This is a genomic window from Pseudomonas sp. TUM22785, from assembly GCF_028198105.1.
Classification (GTDB): Bacteria; Pseudomonadota; Gammaproteobacteria; order Pseudomonadales; family Pseudomonadaceae; genus Metapseudomonas; species Metapseudomonas solani.
The window spans coordinates 3,771,725-3,789,393 of record NZ_CP116239.1 but is presented as its reverse complement, the minus strand read 5'-3'; the positions used below and the strand labels follow the sequence as shown (position 1 = coordinate 3,789,393).

Annotated in this window: 18 protein-coding genes; 11 read left to right on the top strand and 7 right to left on the bottom strand. The window is 66.4% G+C overall.

Annotated elements, in window-relative coordinates; translation table 11 throughout:
- Nucleotides 1-660: a fumarylacetoacetate hydrolase family protein gene (locus PI990_RS17125; protein ID WP_021221079.1), complete on the bottom strand. Its 660-nt coding sequence runs from the start codon at nt 658-660 to the stop codon at nt 1-3.
- Between the two features lie 305 nt (nt 661-965).
- Here PI990_RS17125 and hpaR point away from each other — a divergent pair, with 305 nt between their 5' ends.
- Together hpaR and hpaA are read left to right on the top strand one after the other, a co-directional pair.
- Nucleotides 966-1,388, top strand: coding sequence for a homoprotocatechuate degradation operon regulator HpaR (gene hpaR, locus PI990_RS17120; RefSeq protein ID WP_021221078.1), 423 nt, complete (start codon nt 966-968; stop codon nt 1,386-1,388).
- A 25-nt stretch (nt 1,389-1,413) separates the two neighbouring features.
- Nucleotides 1,414-2,307, top strand: coding sequence for a 4-hydroxyphenylacetate catabolism regulatory protein HpaA (hpaA, locus tag PI990_RS17115; RefSeq protein ID WP_021221077.1), 894 nt, complete (start codon nt 1,414-1,416; stop codon nt 2,305-2,307).
- Between the two features lie 333 nt (nt 2,308-2,640).
- On the opposite strand, the gene PI990_RS17110 is transcribed toward hpaA, so the two are convergent.
- A complete protein-coding gene (locus tag PI990_RS17110) occupies nt 2,641-3,897 on the bottom strand; it encodes an OprD family porin (RefSeq protein WP_271657841.1) in 1,257 nt (418 codons plus the stop codon).
- A 339-nt stretch (nt 3,898-4,236) separates the two neighbouring features.
- Between PI990_RS17110 and PI990_RS17105 the strand changes: the two genes are divergently transcribed.
- The 4 genes from PI990_RS17105 to PI990_RS17090 all read left to right on the top strand — a co-directional run bounded on the left by PI990_RS17105 (nt 4,237) and on the right by PI990_RS17090 (nt 8,374).
- Nucleotides 4,237-5,256: a TRAP transporter substrate-binding protein gene (locus PI990_RS17105; RefSeq protein WP_184489941.1), complete on the top strand. Its 1,020-nt coding sequence runs from the start codon at nt 4,237-4,239 to the stop codon at nt 5,254-5,256.
- 4 nt (nt 5,257-5,260) lie between these two features.
- On the top strand, nt 5,261-5,794 hold the full coding sequence (locus PI990_RS17100) for a TRAP transporter small permease (RefSeq protein ID WP_265168754.1): 534 nt from the start codon (nt 5,261-5,263) through the stop codon (nt 5,792-5,794).
- The gene (locus PI990_RS17095; protein WP_271657840.1) at nt 5,791-7,113 is read left to right on the top strand and encodes a TRAP transporter large permease; all 1,323 of its coding nucleotides are present in this window, start codon (nt 5,791-5,793) and stop codon (nt 7,111-7,113) included. The genes PI990_RS17100 and PI990_RS17095 overlap by 4 nt, the downstream gene beginning before the upstream one ends.
- 91 nt (nt 7,114-7,204) lie before the next feature.
- A complete protein-coding gene (locus PI990_RS17090) occupies nt 7,205-8,374 on the top strand; it encodes a Bcr/CflA family multidrug efflux MFS transporter (RefSeq protein WP_271657839.1) in 1,170 nt (389 codons plus the stop codon).
- A 15-nt stretch (nt 8,375-8,389) separates the two neighbouring features.
- Here PI990_RS17090 and PI990_RS17085 read toward each other — a convergent pair whose 3' ends face one another.
- Entirely contained in the window at nt 8,390-9,598 is a 1,209-nt protein-coding gene (locus PI990_RS17085; RefSeq protein WP_271657838.1) for an MFS transporter, read from the bottom strand.
- A gap of 277 nt (nt 9,599-9,875) precedes the next feature.
- Here PI990_RS17085 and PI990_RS17080 point away from each other — a divergent pair, with 277 nt between their 5' ends.
- Together PI990_RS17080 and PI990_RS17075 are read left to right on the top strand one after the other, a co-directional pair.
- Entirely contained in the window at nt 9,876-11,048 is a 1,173-nt protein-coding gene (locus PI990_RS17080) for a p-hydroxyphenylacetate 3-hydroxylase oxygenase component (protein WP_271657837.1), read from the top strand.
- Nucleotides 11,049-11,116: 68 nt separating this feature from the next.
- Complete coding sequence (locus tag PI990_RS17075) at nt 11,117-12,061, top strand: p-hydroxyphenylacetate 3-hydroxylase reductase component (RefSeq protein ID WP_021221069.1); 945 nt, start codon at nt 11,117-11,119, stop codon at nt 12,059-12,061.
- A gap of 22 nt (nt 12,062-12,083) precedes the next feature.
- Here PI990_RS17075 and PI990_RS17070 read toward each other — a convergent pair whose 3' ends face one another.
- Complete coding sequence (locus tag PI990_RS17070) at nt 12,084-12,275, bottom strand: hypothetical protein (protein WP_271657836.1); 192 nt, start codon at nt 12,273-12,275, stop codon at nt 12,084-12,086.
- A 597-nt stretch (nt 12,276-12,872) separates the two neighbouring features.
- On the opposite strand from PI990_RS17070, the gene metC reads away from it, so the two are divergent.
- Nucleotides 12,873-14,054, top strand: a complete 1,182-nt coding sequence (gene metC / locus PI990_RS17065; protein WP_043244344.1) for a cystathionine beta-lyase — start codon at nt 12,873-12,875, stop codon at nt 14,052-14,054.
- Nucleotides 14,055-14,072: 18 nt separating this feature from the next.
- Here the strand turns inward: metC and PI990_RS17060 are convergent, their stop codons facing one another.
- Nucleotides 14,073-14,339, bottom strand: coding sequence for a hypothetical protein (locus tag PI990_RS17060; RefSeq protein ID WP_021221066.1), 267 nt, complete (start codon nt 14,337-14,339; stop codon nt 14,073-14,075).
- A 423-nt stretch (nt 14,340-14,762) separates the two neighbouring features.
- Between PI990_RS17060 and PI990_RS17055 the strand changes: the two genes are divergently transcribed.
- On the top strand, nt 14,763-14,996 hold the full coding sequence (locus PI990_RS17055; protein WP_021221065.1) for a hypothetical protein: 234 nt from the start codon (nt 14,763-14,765) through the stop codon (nt 14,994-14,996).
- 6 nt (nt 14,997-15,002) lie between these two features.
- Here the strand turns inward: PI990_RS17055 and PI990_RS17050 are convergent, their stop codons facing one another.
- Together PI990_RS17050 and PI990_RS17045 are read right to left on the bottom strand one after the other, a co-directional pair.
- Nucleotides 15,003-15,233: a hypothetical protein gene (locus tag PI990_RS17050; RefSeq protein WP_148304300.1), complete on the bottom strand. Its 231-nt coding sequence runs from the start codon at nt 15,231-15,233 to the stop codon at nt 15,003-15,005.
- Between the two features lie 240 nt (nt 15,234-15,473).
- Nucleotides 15,474-15,740 (bottom strand): hypothetical protein, encoded by a 267-nt coding sequence (locus PI990_RS17045; protein WP_021221063.1) that lies wholly within the window; start codon nt 15,738-15,740, stop codon nt 15,474-15,476.
- 299 nt (nt 15,741-16,039) lie between these two features.
- Here PI990_RS17045 and PI990_RS17040 point away from each other — a divergent pair, with 299 nt between their 5' ends.
- The gene (locus PI990_RS17040) at nt 16,040-17,575 is read left to right on the top strand and encodes a nucleobase:cation symporter-2 family protein (RefSeq protein WP_021221062.1); all 1,536 of its coding nucleotides are present in this window, start codon (nt 16,040-16,042) and stop codon (nt 17,573-17,575) included.
- Nucleotides 17,576-17,669 lie beyond the last annotated feature (94 nt).

Here is a 17,669-nt window from a genome sequence, read left to right as displayed (position 1 = left end):
TTATTCCGCGACCAGCGTGCTGGTGAGCCGGCCGAGGCCTTCGATCTCCACCACCACTTCATCGCCGGGGCGCACGTCGACGCGGCCCTCGGGGGTGCCGGTGATCAGCACGTCGCCTTCGTGCAGGGTCATGAACTCGCTGATCTCGGCGATCAGCTGGGGAATGCTGCGCACCAGGTTGGCGGTGCTGTTCTCCTGGCGCAGTTCGCCGTTGACGAAGAGGCGCAGGGGCAGGGCGTGCGGATCGGCGATCTCGCTGGCCGGCACCACTTCGCTGGCCAGGGGGCAGAAGCCGTCGCGGCACTTGGCCTTGACCGCCGGGCGGTAGTAGCTGTCTTCCGGCAGGCTGAATTCGTTCACCACCAGGTAGCCGGCGACATGCGCCATGGCGTTCTCGGCACTGACGCGGCTGGCGTTGCGGCCGATCACCACGCCGAGGGCAGGGCCCGGCTGCAGGCGTTCGACGTCACGCGGGTAGGGCACCGGCTGGCCGTCGCCATTGCGGGTGTTGGAGGTCTTGATGAACAGCACCGGCTTGACCGGTGGCTTCTGGTAAGGGGGTTGGTCGAACTCGGCCAGTCGGCTTTCGAGCAGGCCCTGGTAGTTCAGCGCGACGCCGAACAGGGTGCCGGTAGCGACTTCGCTGGTTGCGCGACGCATGGGTTCACTCCTGAAGCAGTGGGGTCATCCCCGGATAAAAGAAGGTGCGCGCTGACGGTGGGAAGCGGCACCCGAAGTCATTTCGTTAACATGCTAACTTTATAATTAATATATTAACGATGATCAAGCCCTACCAAAGGACGATTCGATCGTTGAGCCATTAGAAACCCCGGCGCGGCCGGCGGATTGTCCATTCCTGCCACGGGCTTGACCGGGTGTGACAAAGCGCGCGGGGCGGCTGGCAGGGTTTGCGTCGTGCCATCGGTTGTTGCTTAAATCCGCCATCGCGTTCATCCGGAGCACACATGGCAGCGCCCAGACCTTCCCTGACCCTGACCCTCTTGCAGGCACGCGAGGCGGCCATGGGATTCTTCCGCCCGCTGCTCAACCAGCACGGGTTGACCGAACAGCAGTGGCGGGTGATCCGCATCCTGCGGCAGAACGGCGAGATGGAGAGCCACCAGCTGGCCCACCAGGCCTGCATCCTCAAGCCGAGCATGACCGGGGTGCTGGTGCGCATGGAGCGCGACGGCATCGTCCGCCGCTGGAAGTCGCCGCAGGACCAGCGCCGCGTCTATGTCGGGCTGACCGAAGTGGGGCAGCAGTGCTTCGTGTCCATGAGCGACGGCATGGAGAGCAACTACCAGCGGATCCAGGCGCAGTTCGGCGAGGAGAAGCTGCAGCAGCTGCTGGGCCTGCTGAACGAACTCAAGCAAATAAAACCCTGATAGAGATCGGGTGAGGCTGCGGGCCATGGCGTCTTCCCCGATCCCCAACATCGACATCGGCCAGGTCTACGACCAGCGCTACGCCGATGCCGACGTGCACTACGAGCAACTGGGCCGGCTGGCCGACTTCTTCGGCCGCAACATGCCGGTGCACCGCCACGACCGCTTCTTCCAGGTGCATTACGTGAAGAGCGGCTCGGTGCGCGTCTACCTGGACGAGCAGCAGTACCACCGCCAGGGGCCGCTGTTCTTCCTCACCCCGCCGACCATTCCCCATGCCTTCGTCACCGAGGCGGATGCCGATGGCCATGTGCTGACCGTGCGCCAGCAACTGGTGTGGCCGTTGCTGGAGGCCGGGCTCGGGTTGGCTGCCGGGCCGCAGATCGGTGCGGTGTGCGTGGCCTTCGACGAGCTGGATGACAGCTTCGCTGCCGAAGTGCAGCGCCTCGACCAGCTGTTCGATTACCTGGGCGAGGAGTTCCGCACCGAGCGTTCCGGCCGGGGCGAAAGCCTGGAGGCGCTGACGCGGCTGATCTTCATCAGCCTGCTGCGCCTGTCCACCCGCTCGCTCAAGGCACAGCCGGCACGGCGTGATGACCTGCAGTTCTTCCACCGTTTCAATGCGCTGATCGAGGAGCACTACCCGCAGCACTGGGCGCTGGCCGAGTACGCCGGGCAGATTGGCGTCACCGAGGCGCGGCTCAACGACATCTGCCGGCGCATCGCCGGCCTGCCGTCCAAGCGCCTGGTGCACGAGCGGTTGATGCAGGAGGCGCGCCGCCTGCTGCTGTTCACCGGCAGTTCGGTGAACGAGATCTGCTACCAGCTCGGCTTCAAGGACCCGGCCTACTTCAGCCGCTTCTTCTCCCGCCATGCCGGCATCACGCCCGGTGAGTACCGGGCGCGTAACGGCGGGTAGGCTCGTGCCGGCTCCGTTCCCGGGCTGAAGCCCATGCTGCAAGGGGCATGGAGCACCGTAGCCCGGGCTTCAGCCCGGGGAGTCATGGCACAGAGCTTCGCGGATGAATCCGCTCCCACAGGAGAATCACCAGCGGAGTCGCATGGAAATTCGGAGCTCTTGTAGGTTGGGCTGAGGTACGAAGCCCAACGTTGCCAGGCCGAACATCGCTGCGTTGGGCCTCGCTGCGCTCGGCGCCAACCTACGGCACGGCTCCGGGCCCCGAGCACGAAAGGTGGACCGATGAAGCGGGGTCCACCCGCGTGCGCTGAGCCGCAATTCCCCACGGGGCAATCAGAACAGCGGCAGGGTGTAGCCGATGATCAGGCGGTTTTCGTCGACATCGGTGCGCAGGCCGTCGCCGGAGCGGAAGGTGGCGTTGCGCAGGCGGATGTTGAGGCCTTTGAGCGAGCCGTCCTGGAAGGTGTAGACCAGGTCGGTGTCGCGCTCCCATTCGCGGCCGTCCTGCACGGTGGCGGTCTGCACGTGCTTGCCGCTGACGTAGCGGGTCATGAAGGTCAGGCCGGGCACGCCGAGGGCGACGAAGTCGAAGTCGTAGCGTGCCTGCCAGGCATCGGTCTCGGCCTTGGTGAAGACGTTGAAGGTCACCAGGTTCACCGAGTAGGGGTCCAGGCCCGGGTAGGCGAAGTCACCGTCGCCGGAGAGGTTCTGGTAACCGAGGCCGAATTTGTGGGCGCCCATGCCGAGGGTGACCATGCCGTTGAAGAAGCGGTTGTCGATGCGCCCGCCGTCCACCCGCGCGGCGCTTCGGTAGCGATGCTCGCCGTCCTCGCCGGTGTCGAAGTAGCGCAGGTCGGTCTTCAGGGTGACGCCCTCGCCGAGGGTGGCGTTGTGCACCAGGCCGAGGTAGTGCTGGCGATAGATATCCTGCATCTGTGCGTGGTAGTAGCTCAGGGTTAGCGCCGGGTTGAGGGCGTAACTGCCGCCGAGCAGGTCCAGGTGCGCGCTCTCCACGCCGCCGTAGTTCATCTCGTCGTTGCTCGACGAATCCCGCAGGTTGATCTTCTCCAGCCGCCCCAGGTTGAGGGTCAGGCCGTCCACTTCCTGGGAGGTGAGCAGGCCGCCGGCGTAGGTGGAGGAGAGCAGGCGCACGTCGTTGTACGCCGCCACCGGCAACTGCGGCTGCAGGGTGCCGATGCGCAGCACGCTCTTCGAGGCGCGCAGCTTGGCGGTCAGCCCCAGCTCGCTGTAGTTGTCCTCGGGCTCCAGGCTCTGGGCGCCATAGGCCAGCAGGCCGGTGCCGCGACGGTCGGGGCTCGAGTCGAGCTTGATCGCCACCTGGCCGATGGCGTCCAGGCCGACGCCGATGGTGCCTTCGGTGAAGCCGGACTCGAAGCGCGCGGTGAAGCCCTGGGCCCATTCCTCGGCCTTGGCCTGGGCGGCGCCGCTCTGGCGGAAGTCGCGGTTCATGTACATGTTGCGCGCTTCGATGCTGGCCTTGCTGTCCTTGACGAGGTCCGCGTGGGCGGTACCGGCGAGGCTCGCCAGCAGGCAGGTGAGTACGGGGGCGGAGCGTATTTTCCTGGTCATTGTTCTTGTCTCTAGGAAAGGTGTGTCGGAAGCCTATCGCCACGGTCTGGCCGCTGCGATGGCACGCGCAATCTAGTCATTAATTAAAATATTAACAATATGACCGGATGGCGATTGGACAGGCCTTTAATGAGATATGACATGAATATATCTGTATAAATACATGAAAAATAACGATTTAAAATTCTTAAAGTAAAACCTTAGCCTTTGGTATGTCCCTGGTTTCGGCTTCTTTCTGTTGACAGGCAAGCGATAAAAATTAATGTATTAACGTAATTCGCTTCCCAATGCCGCCAGCGCCCACACGCATGGCTACAACAACAAGACGGAGCTATCGCCATGAAATCCCTCGCAATTCCCGCCCTCTGCGCGGCGCTGTTCGGCGCCGCCTCGGCCCAGGCCGAAACCATCACCCTGAAGGTCGCCCACTTCCTGCCGTCCACCTCCAATGCCCAGGCGAACATCATCGAGCCCTGGTGCGAACAGCTGCGCCAGGAGTCGGCCGACCGCCTGAAGTGCCAGCTCTACCCCTCGATGCAGCTGGGCGGCACGCCGGCCAAGCTGGCGGACATGGCGCGCAACGGCGTGGCCGATATCGTCTGGACGGCCCCGGCCTATTCCGCCGGCAAGTTCCCCCGTGTCGAGGCGCTGGAGCTGCCCTTCGTGCTGCCCATGGGCGGCAAGGCCGGCAACGCGATCATCTGGGACTTCTACGAGCGCTACGCCCGCGACGACTTCAAGGGCTACAAGGTGCTGGTGGTGCACGGTGACGGCGGCATGAGCCTGCACACCCGTGGCAAGCCGGTGCGCAGCCTGGCCGATCTCGCCGGCCTCAAGCTGCGTGCCTCCAGCCGCACCGCGGCGAAAACCGTGGAAAGCCTGGGTGCGACCCCGGTGAGCATGCCGCCGGCGCAGATGACCGAGGCGATCTCCAAGGGCGTGGTCGATGGCGCCCTGGCTGCCTGGGAGGTGGTGCCGGCGACCAAGCTGGACGAAGTGACCCAGTACCACAGCGACGTGCCGGCCGGGCAGCCCGCTTTCGGCTACACGGTGCTGACCCTGCTGATGAACCAGCGCAAGTTCGACAGCCTGCCGGCCGACCTGCAGGCGATCATCGAGCGCAACAGCGGCAAGGCGCTGTCCGAACGCTTCGCCAGCGCCTGGGACGTGGCCACCGACAAGGCCCACGACGCGACCCCGGCCGAGGGCCTGGTGGTGCTGGACCAGGCCGCCTACGGCGAGATGCGCCAGGCGTCCGAGAGCGCGGTGCAGCACTGGATCAGCGAGGCCGACGGCAAGGGCCTGGACGGCAAGGCGCTGGTCGAGGCCGTGCGCTCCCTGGCCGGTTCGGGGCACTGAGGCCATGAAGGAGTCGCTGCATTTCGATATCGAAGCCGGCGAGCAGGGGGGCCTGGTACGCCAGGCCCTGTTGCGCGTCACCCACGGCTTCGCCCTGGCCGGCGGTGCCATCCTGCTGGCGCTGGTCGGCATGTCGGTGGTGTCCATCGTCGGCCGCAAGCTGTTCTCCACGCCCATCCGTGGCGACATGGAGCTGATGGAGGTGGGCGCCTCGGTGGCCATCGCCGCCTTCCTGCCGCTGTGCGAACTGCGCGGCACCCATATCCGCGTGGATGCGCTGACCAACTGGCTGCCCGCCGGCGTGCGCCTGTGCCTGGACGCCTTCGCCCACCTGCTGTGCTGCGCGGTGGCCTGGTTGCTGGCCTGGCGCACCGGCCTGCAGATGCTCGACAACCGCGAGTTCGGCGATGCCACCACGCTGCTGTCGATCCCGTTGTGGATTCCGCTGGCGCTGATCGTGCCGAGCCTGGTGCTGCTAGGCATCTGTGCCTTGGCCCGGGTTGCCCAGGTGCTGCGCGGTGCGGGAGGTGAAGCATGAGCGGCCTGGCCCTGGGGCTGATCGCGCTGGCGATCACCATGAGCATGTTGCTGCTGCGGGTGCACATCGGCCTGACCATGCTGGTCGGTGGCGCGGCGTGTTTCTGGGCGGTCAACGACGGCGACCTGTCGAGCCTGCTGTTCACCCTCAACGACCTGGCCTATTCGCGCCTGTCCAACTACGACCTGGCGGTGATCCCGCTGTTCGTGATGATGGGCCAGTTCGCCACCCATGGCGGGCTGTCGCGCTCGATCTTCCGTTGCGCCTCGGCCTTCATCGGCCACTGGAAGGGCGGCATGGGCATGTCCGCCATCGGTGCCTGCGCGGGCTTCGGCGCCATCTGCGGCTCGTCCCTGGCCACCGCGGCCACCATGAGCCACGTGGCGCTGCCGGAGCTGCGCCGGCACAACTATTCCGGGCGCCTGGCCACGGCCACGGTGGCTGCGGGGGGCACCCTGGGCATCCTGATCCCGCCGTCGGTGCCGCTGATCATCTATGCCGTTCTGACCCAGGAATCCATCGCCAAGCTGTTCGTCGCTGCCGTGGTGCCGGGGGTGATCGCCATCATCGGCTACCTGCTGGTGCTGCGGATCATGGTGTCGCGGGACGAATCCCAGGCCACCGTCTCGCCCAAGGCCTCGTTGGCCGAGCGGGGCAAGGCGCTGGTCAACGTACTGCCGGTGGTCGGCGTCTTCCTGGTGGTGATCGTCGGCATCTACGGTGGCTGGGCCAACCCCACCGAGGCGGCCTCCATCGGCGCGGCGGCCTGCGGCGTCCTCGCCTTCACCCAGGGCGGCATGCGCTGGAAGGGCATGCGCGCCAGCCTGCTGGGCACGGCGGAAACCTCGGCGATGATCTTCCTCGTGCTGCTGGGTGCCGATCTGCTCAACTCCGGCCTGGCGCTGACCCAGATGCCCGGCGAGCTGGCCGCCTGGGTGATCGGCAGCGGCCTGGCACCGATGCTGGTGCTGGTGATCATCCTCGGCCTCTACCTGGCGCTGGGCTGTGTGATGGATTCCCTGGCGATGATCCTGCTGACCATCCCGATCTTCTATCCGATGATCATGGGCCTGGATTTCTTCGGCCTGAGCGACTCCGACAAGTCCATCTGGTTCGGCATCCTCGCCTTGATGGTGGTGGAGATCGGCCTGATCCACCCGCCCCTGGGGATGAACCTGTTCATCGTCCAGCGGGCCGCCGGCAACGTGTCCTACGGCGAGACCGCCAAGGGCATCGTGCCGTTCCTCTGCTCGGACCTCGCCCGCATCGTGCTGCTGGTGGCCTTCCCGGGCCTGAGCCTGTGGCTGCTGAGCCTCTGATCGTCCCTCGCTGCACCTGGCCGCCTGCGGGCGGCCTTTTTTCGCCCGCCATACCCGGCCTCTCGTCCATCGAACGCCCAGGAACCCACCCATGATCGCCCACCCCAAGCGCCTGATCCTGCTGCTCGCCGCCCTGGTGGCCTTCGGGCCGCTGTCCATCGACATGTACCTGCCGAGCCTGCCGCTGATCGCCAGCGACCTGGCGGCTTCGGAGGCGCAGGTGCAGATGAGCATCGGCCTGTTCCTCGCCGGGCTGTGCCTCGGCATGTTGCTCTACGGGCCGTTGTCGGATCGCTTCGGTCGGCGGCCCTTGCTGCTGGGCGGCATCGCCCTGTACCTGATCGCCAGCCTGGGTTGTGCGCTGGCCGCCGAGGTCGAGCAGCTGCTGGCCTGGCGCCTGTTGCAGGCCCTGGGCGGTGCGGCTGCCTCGGTGCTGGCGCGGACCATCGTGCGCGACCTGTTTCCCCTGGGGGACGCCGCTCGGGTGCTGTCGCTGATGCACCTGGTGACCATGCTCGCCACCCTGGTGGCGCCGTTGCTGGGCGGCTACCTGATGCTGCTCGCCGGCTGGCGCTCGCTGTTCCTGCTGCTGATGGCCTTCTCCGGCCTGTGCCTGGCCCTGGTGGCGCTGAAGGTGCCCGAGAGCCATCCACACCAGGCGCGCAGCCGCTCGCTGGGGGCGGCCTTCCTCGCCTACGGGCACCTGGCGCTACGGCCCCGCGCGCTGGGCTACATCTTCTGCATGGGCAGCGGCTTCGCCGGGATGTTCGCCTTCATCACCGCCTCACCCTTCGTCTACATCGGCCACTTCGGGGTTTCGCCCCAGGGCTATGGCTGGCTGTTCGGCCTGAATATCGCCGGGATCATCCTGGCGACCACGCTCAATGCGCGGCTGGTCGGGCGCCTGGGGCCGCGCCGGCTGCTGTTTCTCGGTGCCCTGGTGGCGGCTACGGCGGGGCTGACCCTGGCGCTGCTGGTGGGCCTGGGGCTGGGTGGCCTGGTGGCGATCGTGGTGTGCGTGGCGCTCTACGTCAGCGTCACCGGCATGCTCGGGGCCAACTGCCTGGCCTCGCTGCTCGCCGAGTTCCCCGAGCGTGCCGGCGCGGCGGCAGGGTTGGCGGTGGCTACCCAGTTCGGCCTGGGCACCGCGGCCAGCGCGCTGGTGGGCGGCCTGCATGACGGCACGGCGCTGCCCATGGCGCTGGTGATGGCTGGCTGTGGCGCCTGTTGCCTGGTGGCGGCGCTGTTTGCCCGGCGCTGAGGGGCGCGGTGTCGCCTAGGCCGCGACCTGGCGCTGATGGTTCGCCAGCCACAGGCAGTAGGCGAGCAGCAATGCGCCCCCCAGTGCCAGCACCGGCGGGGCGCCGAGGTGCGAGGCGAGCAGGCCGGCGCAGAGGCCGCCGAGGGCGTCGAAGCCGAAGCGGGTCGAGGTGTAGAGCGCCACGACGCGGCCGCGCAGGGCCTCCGGCGCGCTGCTCTGCAGGATGATGTTGGTGCCGACGTTGCTGCAGGAGATGCCGAAGCCGAGCACCGCCATGGCCGCCAGCGACAACGGCAGCTGGGTGCTCCAGGCGAAGGCCAGCATGGCCAGGCCGCAGGCGCAGGAGGAGAGCAGGATCAGCCGCGACAGGGCGCTGCCGCCGCCGTGGTTGGCCAGGACGATGGTCGACAGCAGCGAACCCAGCCCGGCTGCGCCCCAGAGCCAGCCGAGGGTAGTGGCGTCGCCGCCGAAGATGTCCTTGGCGAACACCGGCAGCAGTACCACGTAGCTGGAGGCGGTGAGGTTGAGGGCCAGCACGCTGAGGATCATCAGGCGGATCTTCGGGTCGCGGCGCGCGTAGTCCAGCCCCTCGCCGAACACATTGCGGAAGGTGCCGATGGCCCGTGGCGTCGGCGCCATGCGCACCCACAGCAGCCCGGCCATCAGCGCCAGGTAGGAGGCGGCGTTCAGGGCGAAGCACACCGCCTCGCCAACCAGCCCCAGCAGCAGGCCGGCCAGGGGCGGGCCGATGAAGCGCGACAGGGTGAAGAGCATGGCGTTGAGGGCCAGTGCATTGGGCAGGTCGGCCTTGTCGTCGACGAAGCGGCTTAGCAGCGATTGGCGCAGTGGCGTGTCCACCGCGTTGAGCACGCCGAGCAGGGCGGCCATGGCCACCAGCAGCGCCGGGGTGATCAGGCCGCTGGCGGTGAGCCCGGCCAGCGCCAGGGCCTGCAGGCCGAGCAGGCCCTCGACGGCGATCAGCAGGCGGCGCTTGTCGTGGCGGTCGATCCAGGCGCCGGCGAAGGGGCCGACCAGCAATTGCGGCAGCAGGGCGACGCAGGTGGTGATGCCGAGCAGCGCGGCGGAGCCGGTGAGCCGGTAGATCAGCCAGGCCAGCGCCACCTGCTGGATCCAGGTGCCCAGGGTGGAAATGCAATGACCGCTGAAATACAGGCGGAAGTTGCGATGGCGCAAGGCGCGCAGGGCGTTGGGCAGCTGAGGCATCGGCGGGCGTTCGGGCTGGGCTGGGGGTGGGTTTCTCGGGGGTGAATGCTAAAGCAAAAGGCGGATCGTTAACACATTAAGCGTTCCCCGCCGGGGATTTCTCCGGAGAACGCATTTTCGCCATGGAAAGTGCAATCGAGTATCCGGTTCGTGCATGTCTAGCCATCGTTCACCTCTTCATAATAGGCCCCAGGTCACCGGAATCAGCCTCTTCGCCCCACGCGGCGAGGGCTGGCCCAACCGGTGGCGACTAACAATAAATAGACCGGGTATCCGCATGAAAAAGCCAAATCCTCTGCTCGAAGACCTCCGCGCCATCCTGCCTGCCATCGCCGCCAATGCCGCCCGTGCGGAGCAGGAGCGCATGGTGCCCGCCGAGAACATCGCCCTGCTCAAGGGCATCGGCATGCACCGCGCCTTCCAGCCCAAGGCCTACGGTGGCCTGGAAATCTCCCTCCCGGAGTTCGCCGACTGCGTGGTGGCCCTGGCCGGCGCCTGTGGCGGCACCGCCTGGGCCTTCAGCCTGCTGTGCACCCACAGCCACCAGATGGCGATGTTCTCCAAGCGCCTGCAGGACGAGGTGTGGGGCGAGAACCGCGACGCCACCGCGAGCAGCAGCATCGCGCCCTTCGGCAAGGCCGAGAACGTCGAGGGCGGCATCATCCTCAACGGCGAGCTGGGCTGGAGCAGCGGCTGCGACCACGCCGAATGGGCCATCGTCGGCTTCCGCCGCCCGGCGGGCGAGGGCGAGCCGCCGGTCTATTGCTTCGGCGTGGTGCCCCGTGCGGATTACGCGATACGTGACGACTGGTACGTCGCCGGCATGCGCAGCAGTGGCACCAAGACGCTGATCCTCAAGGACGTGTTCATCCCCGATCACCGCATCGAGGCGGCCAAGGACATGATGGAAGGCCGCTCCGCCGGCTTCGGCCTGTACCCGGACAGCAAGATCTTCTACGCCCCTTACCGCCCGTACTTCGCCAGCGGCTTCGCCGCCATCAGCCTGGGTGTTGCCGAGCGCATGCTGGTGGCCTTCGCCGAGAAGACGAAGAACCGCGTGCGTGCCTACACCGGTGTCAGCGTCGGCACCGCCACCCCGGCATTGATGCGCCTGGCCGAATCCACCCACCAGGTGGCTGCCGCCCGTGCCTTCCTGGAGAAGACCTGGCAGGAGCATGCCGAACACGCCGAGCGCCACCAGTACCCGGATCGCCCGACCCTGGCCTTCTGGCGCACCAACCAGGCCTACGCGGTGAAGATGTGCATCCAGGCCGTGGACCGCCTGTTCGAGGCCGCCGGCGGCACCGCCTGGTTCGACGCCAACGAGATGCAGCGGCTGTTCCGCGACTCGCACATGACCGGCGCCCACGCGTACACCGACTACGACGTCTGCGCGCAGATACTCGGCCGCGAGCTGATGGGCCTCGAGCCCGACCCGAGCATGGTCTGACCTGCTCCGCGCCACACTCCGTTCGCTCACCTGCCAACCGGGCGCGGGCCCGGTTGCGAGGAATCGCCATGACCCAACAGAACAATGAAGCGGGCTTCGACCCGCGTGCCTTCCGCCGTGCCCTGGGTAACTTTGCCACCGGCGTGACCGTCATGACCGCCGCCGCCGATGGCCGCCGCGTGGGCATGACCGCCAACAGCTTCAACTCGGTGTCGCTGGACCCGCCGCTGGTGCTCTGGAGCATCGACAAGCGCGCCACCAGCCACGAGGTCTTCGCCCGCGCCGGGCACTTCGCGGTGAACGTGCTGGCCGCCGACCAGATCGACATTTCCAACCAGTTCGCCCGCCCCAGCGACGACCGCTTCGCCGGCCTGCGCGTGGAGGAGGGCGCCGGTGGTGCGCCGCTGCTGGAGGAATGCGCGGCGCGCTTCCAGTGCGAGAAGTACCAGGAGCTGGACGGTGGCGACCACTGGATTCTGATCGGCAAGGTCGTCGCCTTCGATGACCTCGGCCGGGCACCGCTGCTCTATCACCAGGGCGCCTATTCGACGGTACTGCCACACCCGCGCCTGTTGAAGAAGGACGAGGCCGCCACCCGCACCGCCTTCCAGGGGCGCCTCAACGACAACCTCTATTACCTGATGACCCAGGCCGTGCGCGGCTACCAGGAGGACTACCAGCCCCGGCAGCTGTCCACCGGGCTGCGCACCAGCGAGGCGCGCATGCTGATGGTGCTGGAGAAGGATGCGAGCCTGGGCATGGCCGCCCTGCAGCAACTGGTGAACATGCCGACGCGGGAGATCGAAGCGGCGGTGGACACCCTGACCCGCAAGGGCATGCTCAGCGGCGATGCCCAGGGCTGCAGCCTGACGCCCGCAGGCATGGACCAGGCGGAAACCCTCTGGGAGATCGCCGAGCGCCAGCAGGAGCGCGTCTTCGCCCGCTTCAGCCAGGAGCAGCTGGCCACCTTCAAGGAGATGCTGCGGGCGGTCGCCCGACTGGGCGAGGCCTGAGGCGGAATGCCGTGCGGGAGGCCTAGACGGCGTCCCGCATGGCGCGCAGGTCCAGGGCGTCCTGGTTCATGCGTTGGATGACGTCGAACAGCTGCTGGCGCAGGGACTCGTCGCCGATACGGTCGGCGGCGCGCATCACGGCGATGGCGGCGTCCTCGTTGTGGATGGCGAAGCGTTCCAGGTTCTTGCGGAAATCTCGTGTGGCGCGTGTCACGGGTAGGACCTCGGGGAAAACTGCGCGCAGTCTGGGGGGTGAATGTTGCCGTGAAGTTGCAGCGGGCCGGCTTGGCAATGGCCTGCAACAGATTTCCCGGCGCAAAAAAAACCGACCTGCAAGAGGTCGGTATTACCCATATGGGCCTGCCAATCAGAAGCATTCTGCATGCATCCATCTGCCGTTGGATGCAGGGCCATGATCGTGGGATTGGATGACGGTTTCATGTCGCGCTTGTGACGTTTTCATTCGAGCGTGGGAGATCACGTCCTCAGGGTGTGGTCATGAGTCATCGGCTCTGCCTGCGAGGATTCAAGCGGAGGACCCGACAGGATCGTAGGGTGTGCCGTGCGCACCGCCGCACGGTGCTTCCGGCGAGTTCCAGGTGCGCGCAGCACACCCTACGCGCGAAGTGAGCGGCGGCTGCATGCTCCGAGGTCTGATTGCGCCCTCCGCCAGGGGAGCAAAAGCAAAGCCGCGCTCTAACGTGGTATTGGCCCTGGGCGTTAAAGCCAGTCGCTGATGGGAAGCCTTCGTGAACCACGGGCAGGCTTCAGGTAGCATCGCTTGCTTCGACGATCCCTGGTCCGCCTCGCAATGAACAAAGACGATATCCCAGCATTCAGTATCAGCACCCAGCTCACCATGCTCGGCCGCGACCCGGCGGAGCAGTTCGGCTTCGTCAACGCGCCGCTCTACAAGGGCTCGACCATCATCTACAAGACGCTGGATGACATCGAAGCCCGGCGCAGCCGCTTCTCCTACGGCACGGCCGGTTCGCCGACCATCGCCCACCTGGAGGACGCCTGGACCCAGCTCACCGGCGCCAAGGGCACCGTGCTGTCCACCTCGGGCCTGGGGGCCGTGGCGCTGGCGCTGTTCAGCACCACCAAGGCGGGCGATCACATCCTGATCCCCGACAGCGTCTACCGGCCCACGCGCAATTTCTGCAACCAGATGCTCGCCCGCTACGGCGTGACCACCACCTACTACGACCCGATGATCGGCGCCGATATCGAGCGCCTAATCGGCCCGAACACCACCACCCTGTTCCTGGAGGCGCCCGGCTCGCAGAGCTTCGAGGTGCAGGACATCCCGGCCCTGGTGGAGGTGGCGCGTCGGCATGGGGTGAAGACCATCCTCGACAACACCTGGGCGACGCCGATCTTCTTCCGTGGCCATGACCACGGCATCGACCTGACGGTGGAGGCGGGCACCAAGTACCTGGGCGGGCATTCGGACATCCTGCTGGGGCTGGTCACCGCCAACGAGGCTTGCTGGCCGGCCCTGCGCGCCACCTACGACGCCATGTCGATGCTGCCCGGCGCGGAAGACTGCGTGCAGGCGCTGCGCGGCATGCGCACGCTGTTCCTGCGGCTCAAGGAAGCGGAGCGGCGTGGCCTGGAGATGGCCCGCTGGCTGAGCGAGCGCCCGGAGGTGTCCCGCGTGCTGCACCCGGCCTTCGAGAGCTGCCCCGGCCATGCCCACTGGAAGCGCGACTTCAAGGGCTCGTCAGGGCTGTTCTCCATCGTCCTGGCGCCGGGCTACACCCGCGATGGCCTGGCGGCGATGCTCGACAACCTGTCGATCTTCAGCATGGGCTTCTCCTGGGGCGGCTACGAAAGCCTGGTGATCCCCTTCGATTGCAGCACCTACCGCACCGCCACCCGCTGGGAGGCCGAAGGCTTCGCCTTGCGCCTGCAGATCGGCCTGGAAGACATGGACGACCTCAAGGGCGACCTGGCCCGTGGTTTCGCCCGCCTGGCCGCGGCTGGCTGAGGCGCTGCGGGTGGGCGGTCAGGAAGAGTCGCGCCCGGGCAGCAGCTGGCTGTAGGGTGCCTCGGCGCCGCCCGTGCGCCGTAGCAGGCGCACGTCGGTGACTTCGATGTTGCAGTCGGCGAGCCAATCCTGGATCGCTTCGCTGGAGCGGGACGGCCGTTTCTCGCCCGGGAACTCGAGGGTGTAGATGGAGAAGCCTATGGCCTTGATGTTGGGGATGTCCCGGGTGTTCATCTTCATGTGCCGGGGTTCACCCTTGAACCGGTAACTGATCAACCATTCCATAAGCGTCTGCGGACTCGATCGCACTGCATCGGTGCACTGGCGTACCGATGACCCCCTGATATCAGAAGTGGCAAACCTAGCAGAACGCGCCGCGCTGGCAATGCTAGCAATCTGCTGCAACCCGCGCCCTTGAGCAGTGGCGGCACTTGGCGACGAAAGGCATGTCACGCCATGCAGCGGAAGTCGTTTTTAACGGTCGATTTTCCTATCGGTAGCCAGGGTTCGGGGGTCGTCATGTGCGGAGGCGTCGAGGTGGCGGGTCGTTTTACGGAGAGCGGCAGGGCGAGGCGGGTGTACTTCCTTAGCCCCAGGGCGGAACTGCCCGTGGTGCGGCCCGATGGCTCCATCGAGTGGGTTCCCTGGGGGCGCCGGCCACGGCAGCCGGGGGCCTTGCCCGCCAGTGGCTGGGCGCGGGAGAACTGCATGACCCTGGAAGCCTGGGAGCCCTATCGCCCACAGGCGGTGAAGATCGCCGTGCAGCGCTACATGGAGAAGGACCGGGCGCAGCAGCCGCACTGGTTCGACCTGGTGGCGAGCCAGTGCCTGCAAGGCGTGCTGCTGGAGACCGAGCGGGAGCGCCGGGTCTATGTGGTGATCGGGCAGCCGCCGCTGGGCTGCGAATTCATCCAGGACCGTTGGCCGTTGATCTCGGCCTGATCCGGGCTAGCCGTCCACCCGGTGGGTGGTGACGCCGGAGACGCCGATCTCCTGGGAGGCGAGCACCTTGTTCTCGAAGGAGGAGCCGCCCAGGCTGCGGTCCACCTCCAGCTGCCCGCGGTGCTCGGCAATGATGTGCGCGAGGGCCAGCTCCAGGCCCATTTCCTTTTCCGTGTGGCGCACACGAAGGCTTCTTGGTGCGCCCCTGAGCTTGTACTGGATATCGAAGTAATGCATTGCAGCCTTCCTTGTTGGCGAACCTGGCTCTTTCTCCCGTTGCGATAGTGCAGCGGAAACCGGGGCCTGCGCCAGTGCGAAGCCGATCTTTCGTCGCAACGGCGAATGCCGGCGGCGACCGCAGATTGGAGCGATGCAGGGGCGTGCGGGTTCCGGTTGCGTGCAGCGCGGGTCGAGGAGGGCGGAAGGATGCGGATTGCGACGGCGCGCCCGGGTGGTTGCCCGGGCGTGCCGCTGGGGTCACGCGCTCAGGGCGCGGGGTCGAAAGCTGCGGCGGTTGGCGATGGCGATGGCGAATTCCTCGCTCAGCACCTTGCTCAGCTGCCGGATGGACAGCGGCGACGACAGCTCGGCCTGGGTCATGCCGTGGATGGTGATGACGTCCAGATCGGTACGGCGGGTGAATTGCAGCGAGACCGTGCCGTTGTCCATGCGAGTCGCCTCGCACATGTAGGCGGGCATGTAGAGGGTGAAGAGTTTGCCGATATCGGCCATGGCGAGCGGCATGCGCGTTTCCTCCTTGAATGCGGTTGGGCTGACCACCTGGTCACGGCATCAGCGTAGGCGAAATTCAGTCGCTGTAAACACTGTCAGTGTGAGCCGTGCCACGACTCGAAAAGTGCCGTCCGTCACGTCCGCTTTTGCTGCCTTCAGGCCGCAACCCGCATGGATACAGGGCTATGACCACTTGGTCAGGAAATGAGGAATTCACTAGTGTATTTTTTGTATACAACCCTCTGGATATATGCAGACACTTTTGTTTACAGTGCGCCCACAACAACGACAAGAAGTGAGTGGACCTCCTCATGAACAAGCTATCCGAAGCTACGTCCGTCGCATCACGTCCGGAAGACGAGAACCTTGGCATCGGCGCCAACCTCGCCTACGGATTGCAGCATGTCCTGACGATGTATGGCGGCATAGTCGCCGTCCCGCTGATCCTCGGCCAGGCGGCAGGGCTAAGCCCTTCCGAAATCGGTCTGTTGATCGCCGCCTCGTTGTTCGCTGGCGGCCTCGCAACCCTCCTCCAGACCCTCGGCCTGCCGTTCTTCGGCTGTCAGCTGCCCCTCGTCCAGGGCGTGTCCTTCGCCGGCGTCGCCACCATGATCGCCATCCTCGGCAGCAACAACGGCGAGGGCGGCATCCAGTCGGTGCTGGGCGCGGTGATGGCCGCCTCACTGATCGGCCTGTTGATCACCCCCATCTTCTCCCGCGTCACCAAGTTCTTCCCGCCCCTGGTCACGGGGGTGGTGATCACCACCATCGGCCTGACGCTGATGCCGGTGGCCGCACGCTGGGCCATGGGCGGTAACAGCCAGTCCCCGGACTTCGGCAGCATGACCAACATCGGCCTGGCCGCCATGACCCTGGGCATCGTGCTGCTGCTGAGCAAGATCGGCAGCTCCACCATCTCGCGCCTGTCGATCCTCCTGGCCATGGTCCTTGGTACCCTGATCGCCATGGCCCTGGGCCTGACCGATTTCTCCAAGGTCGCTGAAGGCCCGATCGTGGCGATGCCGTCGCTGCTGCACTTCGGCATGCCGACCTTCCACGTGGCCGCCATCCTGTCGATGTGCATCGTGATCCTGGTGACCCTGGTGGAAACCTCGGCCGATATCCTCGCCGTGGGCGAGATCATCGGCACCAAGGTCGACTCCAAGCGCCTCGGCAACGGCCTGCGCGCCGACATGCTGTCCAGCGTGCTGGCGCCGCTGTTCGGTTCCTTCACCCAGAGCGCCTTCGCCCAGAACGTCGGCCTGGTCGCCGTCACCGGTGTGAAGAGCCGCTACGTGGTGGCCACCGGTGGCCTGATCCTGGTCACCCTGGGCTTGCTGCCGGTGATGGGGCGCGTGGTCGCTGCCGTGCCGACCTCGGTACTTGGGGGCGCCGGCATCGTGCTGTTCGGCACCGTCGCCGCCAGCGGCATCCGCACCCTGGCCAAGGTCGACTACCGCAACAACATGAATCTGATCATCGTCTCCACCTCCCTCGGCTTCGGCATGATCCCGATCGCCGCACCGAGCTTCTACGAGCACTTCCCCGCCTGGTTCGAAACCATCTTCCATTCCGGCATCAGCTCGGCGGCAATCATGGCCATCCTGCTGAACCTGGTGTTCAACCAGTTCACCGCCGGTAACCCCGACCAGCCTTCGGTGATCTCCGCCGGCCACGAACGCAGCCTGCGCTACACCGACATCGCCGCGCTGAACGATGGCGATTACTTCCAGAACGGCAAGCTGTACGACGCCGAAGGTAACGAGGTGCCGTTGGCCGACGATGACGACCACCACGGCAGCCCGGCCCCACGGCCGACGCGAAGCCAGGCGGACGCGGTGCATTGACGCACCCCCGCAATGAACCGGACCCGGCCCCAGTGGCCGGGTCTTTCGTTTGCGGGGGGCACAGTGGGAGCGAATTCATTCGCGAAAAGACCCA

Bases quoted from the DNA above. Each gene is read 5' to 3' on its own strand.
- PI990_RS17125 (WP_021221079.1), bottom strand. From the start codon at position 660: ATGCGTCGCGCAACCAGCGAAGTCGCTACCGGCACCCTGTTCGGCGTC.
- hpaR (WP_021221078.1), top strand. From the start codon at position 966: ATGGCAGCGCCCAGACCTTCCCTGACCCTGACCCTCTTGCAGGCACGC.
- hpaA (WP_021221077.1), top strand. From the start codon at position 1,414: ATGGCGTCTTCCCCGATCCCCAACATCGACATCGGCCAGGTCTACGAC.
- PI990_RS17110 (WP_271657841.1), bottom strand. From the start codon at position 3,897: ATGACCAGGAAAATACGCTCCGCCCCCGTACTCACCTGCCTGCTGGCG.
- PI990_RS17105 (WP_184489941.1), top strand. From the start codon at position 4,237: ATGAAATCCCTCGCAATTCCCGCCCTCTGCGCGGCGCTGTTCGGCGCC.
- PI990_RS17100 (WP_265168754.1), top strand. From the start codon at position 5,261: ATGAAGGAGTCGCTGCATTTCGATATCGAAGCCGGCGAGCAGGGGGGC.
- PI990_RS17095 (WP_271657840.1), top strand. From the start codon at position 5,791: ATGAGCGGCCTGGCCCTGGGGCTGATCGCGCTGGCGATCACCATGAGC.
- PI990_RS17090 (WP_271657839.1), top strand. From the start codon at position 7,205: ATGATCGCCCACCCCAAGCGCCTGATCCTGCTGCTCGCCGCCCTGGTG.
- PI990_RS17085 (WP_271657838.1), bottom strand. From the start codon at position 9,598: ATGCCTCAGCTGCCCAACGCCCTGCGCGCCTTGCGCCATCGCAACTTC.
- PI990_RS17080 (WP_271657837.1), top strand. From the start codon at position 9,876: ATGAAAAAGCCAAATCCTCTGCTCGAAGACCTCCGCGCCATCCTGCCT.
- PI990_RS17075 (WP_021221069.1), top strand. From the start codon at position 11,117: ATGACCCAACAGAACAATGAAGCGGGCTTCGACCCGCGTGCCTTCCGC.
- metC (WP_043244344.1), top strand. From the start codon at position 12,873: ATGAACAAAGACGATATCCCAGCATTCAGTATCAGCACCCAGCTCACC.
- PI990_RS17060 (WP_021221066.1), bottom strand. From the start codon at position 14,339: ATGGAATGGTTGATCAGTTACCGGTTCAAGGGTGAACCCCGGCACATG.
- PI990_RS17055 (WP_021221065.1), top strand. From the start codon at position 14,763: ATGACCCTGGAAGCCTGGGAGCCCTATCGCCCACAGGCGGTGAAGATC.
- PI990_RS17050 (WP_148304300.1), bottom strand. From the start codon at position 15,233: ATGCATTACTTCGATATCCAGTACAAGCTCAGGGGCGCACCAAGAAGC.
- PI990_RS17045 (WP_021221063.1), bottom strand. From the start codon at position 15,740: ATGCCGCTCGCCATGGCCGATATCGGCAAACTCTTCACCCTCTACATG.
- PI990_RS17040 (WP_021221062.1), top strand. From the start codon at position 16,040: ATGAACAAGCTATCCGAAGCTACGTCCGTCGCATCACGTCCGGAAGAC.